Raw genomic sequence first — 10,026 nt, 5'->3', positions numbered from 1 at the left:
TCCGGCGGCTCTTCTTCGTCATCTTCGCTCCTGATTCGCAGCAAGAATCCTCGCCGCTGTCAGGCAGAAAATCCACTCAAGCTACTGTCCGAATTTGCGGGGCCAGCTCTTGACAGCTGTCATAACCGAGCGCCTGTACAGCTATTATCGGCAACGACCTCTGGCGGGCGCAACACGCAAAAAATTTGAGGAACTTGTTGTGACGCTAGAAATGCGCTTGGCCGGTAAATCTCGTCCAAGAGTTCGAGGAAATTATTTATCCGCCTTGAAGAAGAAGGCATTCAAAGAACCAAAGTCCTAAACTCTTATTCTGGATGAAGCGCCTCCTACAGTCAAAGATCGAGCCATGTCGCTGGACTTGCGGCGCGGATGGGGCGGCGGACTCGATCATGGCCATGGATCGCCTCAAGGGTCGCGCATGGCAACCGAAAGGCTACCATACGCCGGCCAGCTGATCGTTAGGGTCGCGCCGGGCGGCGATCATGGTTCGATGAACGCCGCTGCGCGCGGATCACGCCCGGCCTGCCTTGACCAGATCGAACCACCGCTTCAGGTGCGGATGCGCGCACCAGTCGATCCGTCGTTGATCGACCGGGAGCGGTAGCCCGCGGGTCGCTTCGTCCGATGTCGATACGTTGCGCCACGCCTTCGATCTCGCCCAGGCCATCCTGGACAACAAGCATCTCGACGTGGACTATAAGACCTTCTCGCGACGGACGGTGAGGCACAGCAAGACGCTGGAACGCGTTGAAGGCGTCGTGGTTCGGCTCCTGAGTGGCGTCCTCGAGTTTCCTCCGGGCGCGCGGCCCCGCGAGGCACTGCGGGCGATCGGGCTGGAACGCTTTGCCCCGCCGCTGCTGATCGCGGGTAAGATCGATCTTCTTGGGGCCGATCTCTCCGGAGCCACTCCGCTCATCTCGGGATCGCGCCTAAGGAGGCAGATCATGTCCGCTTCCGGGAGCCGCCGGCGTATGTTTTGACGATCGAAAACTTGGCAAGCTTCAACAGGCACGTCGCCGAGGCCGACGCCGCTCGACTGGGTGCTACGCTGTATGTTGGCGGGTATCCCTCGCTTGCCAGCCAACAGGCCCTGCGCACGATCTCGGCAATGGTGTCCGAACAAACCCCGATCTTTCACTGGTCGGATATCGATCCGGACGGCACCTGGATATTCCACACGATGGAGCGCGCCGTCGGACGACCGATCCTGCCGCATCTCGGGGCGGGCGCCGACCAAAAAGTCCGCACCCGCTCGTTGCCCACCAAACTCCGGCATCGCTTCACTGGCGGCATACTTGGCCAAAGATGGATCCAAGATCCTCGAGCAGGAGGAGCTTGATCCGATTCTTCCTACGCCCACGTAGGCGTTCGGACTGACGAGGGCGCCAGCTTGCGTAACGGGCACGCTTGGCCATTGACGTAAGCGGCTCGGTGACAAGCTGGAGCTCTTGCTGGCCGAGAGCTTGAGGGGGCGCATGAGACCGGCGCGTTGCGGACGCGCGATCTCAAGCAGCGACGGTGGAGACCACCGTTCAGCCCAAGACCATCACCTCCCGACCGATGCCAAGCTGGAATATGCGGCGATTAACCAATCGGCTGGCCCGCGAGTGCGGCCTTAAGTTGCGGCAATCTTATCTGCGCATCGGCTCAGGCGCCTCTCAGTCATCGAGCCGTGAATGGCCACATGAAGAGCGACGGGCATCTCGGTCGCTGCCATCTCAAAGGGCCGGGAGGGGGACGCCGCCAACATCGCCTTCACCGCCGTCGACCACAATCTCCGCCTCACCCTCAGCCTGGCTGAGGCTTTCGTTGGGCCTAATCCGCAACGCCTTGTTGCTGATGCTCGCGGTCGCGCTCGAGCTTCGTCCTGCAATATGGCGGGTTGAGAGACCAGATTGTTTGCGGATCGAGAAAGGTTGCGGCAATGCATCAAGCACTCGTCCCTCTTAAAAGCAGCACAATCAAGAACAAGATCGAGGCGTCCGTGCCGCAAGGTGAGATTAACAGAGGGATTCGAACGAGCTACTATGCATCAGCTCGGGCGGTTGGCCCGGCTCGGCCCTCGTTTGTAGGCTGGCGCGGGGTCTGAACATGGGCCTGCATTGATCATCTCCCCATGGCTTTTGCAACGGCTGCTGTAACGCTGTTTTCTTGACTTACCCAAAAATACCCAACTTCGATCTGAATGGGTGCATAAGGGCGGAAAATCACGGCTAGCGTTACCAACACTCGCGGCCCTGGAAGACGACAGGCACGTGAACTTGAGGGCCGAAGAGCCCAGAGGAGGGACCAATGCCAAGGACGCTAGCCGCACCGCGCGGCCATTCTTACCATTTCGTCAAAGCCGCTCTGATTTGCTCAACTCTCTTGTCCGGTGCGGCCGCATCTTTCGGCCAGGCCAAAGCGGAGGATATCAACTGGCGCCAGTTCGAGGGCGCTTCGATCGTTTGGGCTTACGACATCCATCCATATGCTGACGCGGTTGCAGCACAGCTTCCTGAGTTCGAGAAGTTGACGGGCATCAAGGTGACGCCCGAGCTTTATCCGGACGATGCCTATTGGAATAAGCTGACCATCCAGCTGAGCACAAAATCGCCCTCGTGGGATGTCGTCGGCACAGGAATTCAACCGGCTTGGGATCTTGCGCCCGGTCAACTGCTTGAGCCGCTCGACCGCTATCTGAACGACCCTAAGCTCACATCGGCAAGCTATGACTACAAGGACTTCTTCCCCGCATTGCGTGACGCGCTGACTTGGCAAGTCAATGGCGGGCAGATCGAACCGGGCCGGGGTCAGGTGTGGGCCATCCCGCACGGGTTCGAAAACATCCAATTGTTCTACCGTAAGGACATTCTTGACAAACACGGTATCAAGGTTCCGACAACCCCGCCGGAAATGTCGGCGGCATGCGAAAAGCTAAAATCTGCCGATCCCGCGATCACGCCCCTGGGTGTGCGAGGAGTGCGCTTTTGGAGCAGCATCCACACGGCCGCGATCTCAATCGCCAAGTCCTATGGTGTACACGACTTCGTCGTCAAGGACGGCAAGTTGGAAACCGGTCTCGATTCTCCCGAGTCGATCGCCTTCCACAAAGACTACGTGGAGATGATCAAGAGGTGTGCTGCCCCATCCTTTGCCAACGACAACTGGTACCAAGTGGTCGATGGCATCAATTCGGGTCGGACAGCGATGGCGATCGATTCTAACATGTTCGGGTTCTGGAACGATGTTGCCGGCAAGCCCGCTTCGGGCAAGATTGCCTTCGCTCCGCCACTGCGAGCTCCGAACGGCAAGACTTTCGAATCGAACATCTGGATCTGGTCCCTGGCCATGAATGCTGCTTCCCAGAAAAAGGGAGCGGCCTGGCTCTTCATTCAGTGGGGGACGTCAAAGCAGGTCGAGCTGAACGGTGCCATCGCCGGCAAGCTCGTCAACTCGCCGCGCGCTTCGACCTGGAGCGACAAGGTTTGGCTCGACTATGCGGCTAAACCGGAATTCACAAATTTCGTGGATACCTTCAAGAGTGTTCAGGACCGGGCTGCGCTCGCCTTTACGCCGCGCGTAGGGTTTGCCGAGGCCATGAACGCCTGGGCAGTTGCCATGCAGAAGATGGTTAATGGTGCGGACGTGAAGGCGACATTGGCCGACCTCGCCTCCGAGATTCGCTCCTCCATGTAAGGCAACCGGGGAGCGGCATCACCGGATTGCCGCCTCCACTACCCCCGCGTATCTTTCGAGAAGTGAGCGATGAACCTTCGAGGCATCGACGCAACCGTGATGCTACAATCATCGGTAGGCCAACTGGCACCGCCCAAAAAAGAGCAGGTGCAAAGCGCCGGGCAGCATGCTCTTGACTGGTGGAGCCTTGCTGCGATTGCTCCCGCGATCATCATACTGCTCGGATTTCTTTTTCTGTTTTTCTATGGCGTCTTCCAATCGCTGACCGATCTCAAGTTTGGCCGTCCCCTGGTTCGTTTCATTGGGGTCACCAACTATGAAGTGGCAATCAAGACTCAAGATTTCTGGAACAGCATGCGGGCGACCACGGTGTATGCCTGCTCCGCGGTCCTCGCGGAAGCGTTCTCTGGGCTTGCGCTCGCCAAATTGTTCGCAAGCCGCGTGTTTCTTGCACAATTGATGCGGCCTGTCATTCTCCTTCCGTTGGTATTGCCGCCCATGAGCGTCGCCCTGATGTGGACCACAATGATGGATCCACAAAACGGGATTCTGAACTATTTGCTTTCGCTCGTCGGGATCGGCCGCTTCGCCTGGATTTCGGACGCCGGTACGGCGATGTTCTCGCTAGTTCTCATCGACATATGGACTTACACACCATTTTTTGCGCTCATCATCTTCGCCGGTTTGCAGGGCATTAACGAGGAGATCAGAGAAGCCGCGCGGATCAATGGCGCTAAGGGTTGGGCGACGTTCCTCCATATTGAGCTTCCACTCATTGCACCGTATATCCTGATCGCCGCAGTCTTTCGGCTGATCGAGTCGCTCAATCAGTTCGATATCATCTTCGGAACAACCCAGGGCGGTCCAGGTGACAGTACCTCCGTGCTCTCGGTTCGCGCCTACATCACAGCCTTTCAAAACCTCGCCTTCGGGCGTGGTGCCGCGCTCATGGTTGTCAACTGGTTGATCGTGCTTCTCGGGACCTTGGCCATGGTAAAATTGTGGCGGTTGGTTCGGCAGCGCGTAAGCTAGAGGAGGCTGGCAATGCGCTTCAAACGCTTAACGCCCGCAAGCTTGTTCCTTAATGGACTGGTTGTTGTCTGTACGCTCATCCTGACATTTCCCCTGGTCTGGATCGTGATGATGTCGCTGAAGCAGCAGGCCGAGGTCATGACCTTGCCGCCGCGCTTTGTCTTCACTCCAACATTTGAAAACTTCCGCGTTTTGTTCGATGCCGCCCAGGCCGGGGCGACAAGCTACGGCACCATCAAGGTTGATTTCCTGACGCCGGTCGCCAATAGCGTCGTGATATCGCTTGGCGCGGTGCTCGTATCGCTGATCGCCGGCGTACCCGCAGGTTACGTCGCAGTTTGTTCGAGCGGCAGGCCATCGAGTTCGGTCCGCTCTCGGCGGAAGGGGAGCCTAAAACACCGCTGGCCGCATCTCCGTAGCCCTAGAGCTATTTGGCCGTGCTGGAGGGACATGAGCATAGCCTGATAATCCCACATCCCTTTTGCAATGTGGTGACGGAGGCGCGCGTGAGCGTTAATGCAAAGGCGCATGAGGAGTTCTTCCGGACGTGGCTCGCAGATATGGTTGAGCCGGGCCGGCCGTTCGGCTTAAGCGAGGTCCGACGGCGACGGCAGCGGGATCACGGAGGGACGGCGGACGCTGCCGCAGGATGCGCGGGTGCGCGGCCAGGCGCGGCGGCTTGATGTGACCCTGGCTAGCCTCTGCCACCTGGTGTGGGGTAGGTGGTCGCGCGCAGCAGCGGCCGTGAGCAGGTGGTGTTCGCACGGTGCTGTTCGGCCGCATGCATGGCGGCGCCGGTGCCGCCGCACGATGGGCCTGTTCATCAACATTATGCCGCTTCGGCTCGATCTTGACCGCACCGCCGTCGAGGCAAGCCTGCACATCAGGACATGCTCGCCTGCCCGAGTTGGTCGCGCATGAGCATGCCCCACTGGCACTAGGAGTTCTTCAGTCAAGTTCGCATCTGGTTTCTGCCGAAGGCGCAGAGGACCCTAACGACTTCCGCCCAACGTGGTCAGAACAGGTAAGGGGGCGCTAGAAGTCGAATGTCGGCGGGTTTTGCCTATGGCAGAGAACCGCCGCGTCCGGAGGAAAGCCTTACGCGCTTTGCTCATTCGAGTGAGTTTTCAAATCCATGTCGAACATCTGGTGGGGACAGCTGCATCCTCTTCGGCAGGCGGACTAAGAACGATCGCACACCAAGAATCTCGAAGCGCCGGCGCCAATCGATTGTCTCAGCGGGATTAAATCCAGAATTACGCGAGAGCATGGGCGCCTGACCGACCGCATTCACAAATGCCGCCGCTTTTATCAGAAAAAGAAACATCGCGACGATTTTCGACACGTGAATGCTTGATGTCGCGCGCGGTGCAAAACTGTCCCCTCGACGTCACGAGGAATTGCCATCGCATGTTTAGTCTAGCGCATGAAAACTCGCGCGCTTGTGGCACTGCACGGGGACCTTGCACAAGCTCTCGGACTGGCGCTGATCGCGGCCACCCATGCACTCGATCATGCCATTCTAGAGTCTCCTGCTACACATAGTGGTCGGCACCAGTAACGCCAAGCGGGTCCGCAAAAGAGGGGTCCCTAGATAGCCACACCGTGTCTGATGTACGACGATGTGTAAAGATACGGACAGAGTGCTTCGGGTGACCACGCTGTAATTTAAACAGTTTCTTCTTTGGCACGACTGATGCTTTTGGGTTAGCCGCCGACGCGCCGGCCGATGGTATCCCCTGGAGCAAGCGCGATCTGTCGATTGATAGCCAAAAGCATGGAGCATCCTCTAGATGACTTCGATGATGACCTCATTCCTCATCCAGACCGAAATGCAATGTAGCTTGCAAAAAGCCGTCCCGATCCCGCAGCTGACGAACGATATTGATAATGATGCCGCGTCCAATCGGCCGCACGATCGGTCTTTCCTTTCGAAAATTCGACAGCGACTGCTGTCAATGCTGCCGACGTCCTCACCTCGAACGGTCGTTTGCGTTCTAGCACTGGTGCTGATGCGCGCCTTCTTAATAGATGGCGCCTCAGCCGAGACTCTTGCGAAGTCCATGCCCCTCACCAGCTTTACGCTTGGCAACGGCCTGCAGGTGGTCGTAATCCCTGACCATCGGACACCGGTGGTGACGCAGATGATCTGGTACAAAGTGGGCTCCGCAGATGAGGAGCCGGGCAAATCCGGGCTCGCCCATTTTCTCGAACACCTGATGTTTAAGGGCACGGAGAAGCACCCGCTCGGCGAATTCTCCCAAAACGTGTTTCGGGTCGGCGGCAACGATAACGCCTCGACCTCGGTCGACGGCACCAACTACTACCAGCGCGTGCCGAAGGAGCAGTTGCCGACCATGATGGAGTTCGAGGCCGATCGCATGACCGGCCTGATCCTCAAGAATGAGGACGTGCTGCCGGAACGCGACGTCGTGCTCGAAGAGTACAACATGCGGGTCGCCAACAGCCCCGGAGCGCGGTTGAACGAACAGATCGAGAGAGCGCTCTATCTCAATCACCCCTATGGACGGCCGATCATCGGTTGGCGGCAAGAGATCGAGAAGCTCGATCGCGAGGACGCGCTGGCCTTCTACCGCCGCTTCTACGCGCCGAACAACGCGATCCTGGTGATCGCCGGCGACGTGGAAGCCGCCGACATCCGTCCGCTGGTCGAGCGCAATTTCGGCGCCATTCCGGCCCAGCCCGCGATACCGGCGCGCCGCGTGCGCCCGCAGGAGCCCGAGCCCGCCGCCCCGCGCACCGTCACGCTGGCCGACCCGCTCGTGGAGCAGCCGAGCCTGCGCCGCTACTATCTGGCACCTTCCGCAACGACGGCCGCAGCCGGCGAGAGCGCAGCCCTCGACGTGCTGGCGCAGCTGATGGGCAGCGGCAGCAATTCCTATCTCTACCGCGCCCTCGTGGTCGACAAGCCGCTCGCGGTCTCCGCCAGCGCCAGCTATTCGAGCATCTCGCTCGACCCGACCCAGTTCTCGATCTCGGCCGCGCCGAAGCCCGGCGTCAGCTTTGCCGAGGTCGAGCAGGTGATCGACGGCGTCATCGCAGACATCGCGCAGAACCCGATCCGCGCCGAGGACCTGGAGCGGGTGAAGACCCAGCTCATTGCGGAAGCGATCTACGCCCAGGACGATCAGGCCGTGCTGGCGAGCTGGTATGGCGGCGCCCTGACCACAGGCCTGTCGATCGAGGACATCAGGAGTTGGCCGGACCGCATCCGCGCGGTCACCGCCGAACAGGTGCGCGCCGTCGCGCAGAAATGGCTCGAGAAGAAGCGTTCGGTGACGGGCTATCTGATCAAGGACACCAGTGCCGCCAAGCGCGAGGAGAAGCGTTCGTGACCTATCCCTTCCTTCGACGCGTTGCATTCTCGCTTGCCACCGGCGCGGCGCTCGCGCTGGCTACGGTCTCGCCGTCACAGGCGGCCGCAAAAATCCAGCACCTCACTTCGCCGGGCGGCATCGAAGCCTGGTTCGTACAGGATGCGACGGTGCCGCTGATCGCCATGGAATATTCCTTTGCCGGCGGCTCGGCGCAGGACCCCAGGGACAAGTCCGGCGTCGCCAATCTGGTCGGCGACCTCCTCGACGAAGGCTCCGGCGATCTCGACTCCAAGACTTTCCATGAGCGGCTCGACCGCCGCGCCATCGAGCTCTCCTTCAGCGCCACCCGCGATACGTTCCGCGGCAGCCTGCGGATGCTGCGCGACAACAAGGACGAGGCCTTCGACCTGCTCAGGAGCGCGCTGACCTCGCCGCATTTCGACACCGCCGACGTCGAGCGCATCCGCTCACAGGTGATCTCGGGCCTGCGCCGCGAGACCACCAATCCGTCGTCGCTGGCGAGCCGCAAATTCCTGGAGGTCGCGTTCGGCGACCATCCCTATGGCCGGCAGACCAATGGCACGCTGGACAGCGTGCCGACCCTCACGGTCGCCGATCTGAAGGATTATGTCGGCCGCGTGCTCGCCAAGGATGGGCTGAAGATCGCGGTGGTCGGCGACGTCGATCCCGAGACCCTCGGCAAGCTGCTCGACCACACTTTTGGCAGCCTGCCCGCAAAAGCCAAACTCACGCCGGTTCCCGACATCGAGGCGGCCAAGCCGCCACAGCGCGCCTTCGTTCCACTGGACGTGCCGCAGACCGTCATCACCTTCGGTGGCCCCGGCGTGAAGCGCAGCGATCCCAACTTCATGGCGGCCGATGTCGTCAACCACATCCTCGGCGGCGGCGGACTGTCGTCGCGGCTCTATCGCGAGGTGCGCGAGAAGCGTGGCCTCGCCTATTCGGTGTTCGAATCGCTGCTCTGGATGGAGCATTCGGCGGTCGTTATCGGCAATACCGGCACCCGCGCCGACCGTGCCGGCGACACCATCGACGCCATCGAGAAGGAGGTACGCCGCATCGCCGAGGAGGGCCCGACGCAGAAGGAGCTCGACGAGGCCAAGTCCTACCTCAAGGGCTCGCAGATGCTGGCGCTCGACACCTCCTCCAAGCTCGCCCAGGCGCTGCTGCAGTACCAGCAGGACAAGCTGCCGATCGACTATATCGAGAAGCGCAATGCCCTCGTCGATGCGGTGACGCTGGATGATGCCAAGGTCGCCGCCGAGCGGCTCTGGGGCCAGGGCCTGCTGACGGTCGTCGTCGGCCGCGCCCCGCAGGCCGCCGCGCAACCGGCGGCCACGTCGCCCAAGTCGAATTAGCAATTCGAACTAGCAGTCGAACTGACCGCTTCTTGCTTCCTGAAATGGCCGGGCCCGCCCCGGCCATTTGCATTTCCCATGACCGCCATTTGCCGAACGTGGACGTCCGCGATATGTCCGGACATCACGAACGGTGCCATCATGCTGCGGATATCCCGCGAACTCGTCATCGACGAGGACGACTCGAGATCGGCTTTGTCCGCGCCTCCGGCCCGGGCGGGCAGAACGTCAACAAGGTCTCGACCTCGGCCCAGCTGCGCTTCGACACGCGCAAGCTAACCTTGCCCGAGGATGCCGCGATCCGGCTCGCCCGCATCGCCGGCCAGCGCATGACCAAGGGCGGCGTCATCGTGATCCACGCCCAGCGCTTCCGCACCCAGGAGCGCAACCGCCAAGACGCCGTCGGCTGCCTCGTGGAAATCCTCAAAAAGGCCGTGGCGCGGCCGAGGCCGCGCCACGCGAAGCGGTCGACCTTCGCCTCCAAGCAGCGTAAGCGACGTTCGCGTCCCACTCGCAAAGGTTTGGCGTGGGGATTGCAGTCTGTTGATCAACGTGTTTGCAAATCGTTGGCGGGGGGTATGGAGGCGGCAACGACGGAG

General features: G+C 60.6%; 10 protein-coding genes and 2 pseudogenes. 10 read left to right on the top strand and 2 right to left on the bottom strand.

The features are described from left to right. The 4 genes and pseudogenes from QJT78_RS44985 to QJT78_RS44970 all read left to right on the top strand — a co-directional run. Nucleotides 1-189: hypothetical protein (locus QJT78_RS44985; protein WP_281460645.1), on the top strand; the 189-nt coding region annotated here is incomplete at its 5' end. A 446-nt stretch (nt 190-635) separates the two neighbouring features. After that, nucleotides 636-980 (top strand): hypothetical protein, encoded by a 345-nt coding sequence (locus tag QJT78_RS44980; RefSeq protein WP_014497905.1) that lies wholly within the window; start codon nt 636-638, stop codon nt 978-980. Then, nucleotides 977-1,339 carry a Wadjet anti-phage system protein JetD domain-containing protein gene (locus tag QJT78_RS44975; protein ID WP_026312353.1) on the top strand — a complete coding sequence of 121 codons (363 nt, stop codon included), beginning with the start codon at nt 977-979 and terminating at the stop codon, nt 1,337-1,339. Before QJT78_RS44980 ends, QJT78_RS44975 begins: the two co-directional genes overlap by 4 nt. A 79-nt stretch (nt 1,340-1,418) precedes the next feature. Beyond that, nucleotides 1,419-1,644: pseudogene (locus tag QJT78_RS44970) on the top strand (IS5/IS1182 family transposase); the annotation flags it as partial. Between the two features lie 74 nt (nt 1,645-1,718). Here the strand turns inward: QJT78_RS44970 and QJT78_RS44965 are convergent. Continuing rightward, on the bottom strand, nt 1,719-1,937 hold the full coding sequence (locus tag QJT78_RS44965; RefSeq protein WP_161966258.1) for a hypothetical protein: 219 nt from the start codon (nt 1,935-1,937) through the stop codon (nt 1,719-1,721). Nucleotides 1,938-2,292: 355 nt separating this feature from the next. Here QJT78_RS44965 and QJT78_RS44960 point away from each other — a divergent pair, with 355 nt between their 5' ends. The 3 genes from QJT78_RS44960 to QJT78_RS44950 all read left to right on the top strand — a co-directional run bounded on the left by QJT78_RS44960 (nt 2,293) and on the right by QJT78_RS44950 (nt 5,175). Further along, entirely contained in the window at nt 2,293-3,678 is a 1,386-nt protein-coding gene (locus QJT78_RS44960; RefSeq protein WP_085965868.1) for an extracellular solute-binding protein, read from the top strand. Between the two features lie 69 nt (nt 3,679-3,747). After that, complete coding sequence (locus QJT78_RS44955; protein WP_011084695.1) at nt 3,748-4,710, top strand: sugar ABC transporter permease; 963 nt, start codon at nt 3,748-3,750, stop codon at nt 4,708-4,710. 12 nt (nt 4,711-4,722) lie between these two features. Continuing rightward, nucleotides 4,723-5,175, top strand: a complete 453-nt coding sequence (locus QJT78_RS44950; RefSeq protein ID WP_038945464.1) for a hypothetical protein — start codon at nt 4,723-4,725, stop codon at nt 5,173-5,175. Between the two features lie 646 nt (nt 5,176-5,821). Here the strand turns inward: QJT78_RS44950 and QJT78_RS44945 are convergent. Continuing rightward, nucleotides 5,822-6,055 (bottom strand): hypothetical protein, encoded by a 234-nt coding sequence (locus QJT78_RS44945; protein WP_148311848.1) that lies wholly within the window; start codon nt 6,053-6,055, stop codon nt 5,822-5,824. A gap of 667 nt (nt 6,056-6,722) precedes the next feature. Between QJT78_RS44945 and QJT78_RS44940 the strand changes: the two genes are divergently transcribed. From QJT78_RS44940 to arfB, 3 genes and pseudogenes are all read left to right on the top strand, one after another. Continuing rightward, nucleotides 6,723-8,066 (top strand): pitrilysin family protein, encoded by a 1,344-nt coding sequence (locus tag QJT78_RS44940; protein ID WP_225895103.1) that lies wholly within the window; start codon nt 6,723-6,725, stop codon nt 8,064-8,066. Then, nucleotides 8,063-9,427 (top strand): pitrilysin family protein, encoded by a 1,365-nt coding sequence (locus QJT78_RS44935; RefSeq protein ID WP_014497898.1) that lies wholly within the window; start codon nt 8,063-8,065, stop codon nt 9,425-9,427. The genes QJT78_RS44940 and QJT78_RS44935 overlap by 4 nt, the downstream gene beginning before the upstream one ends. Nucleotides 9,428-9,568: 141 nt before the next feature. After that, nucleotides 9,569-9,921 (top strand): annotated as a pseudogene (gene arfB / locus QJT78_RS44930) (alternative ribosome rescue aminoacyl-tRNA hydrolase ArfB); the annotation flags it as partial. Between the last annotated feature and the right edge of the window lie 105 nt (nt 9,922-10,026).

This window comes from Bradyrhizobium sp. Mp27 (assembly GCF_029953005.1).
GTDB lineage: Bacteria > Pseudomonadota > Alphaproteobacteria > Rhizobiales > Xanthobacteraceae > Bradyrhizobium > Bradyrhizobium barranii.
The sequence above is the reverse complement of the archived record's forward strand: the minus strand, read 5'-3'. Positions and strand labels throughout refer to the sequence as shown.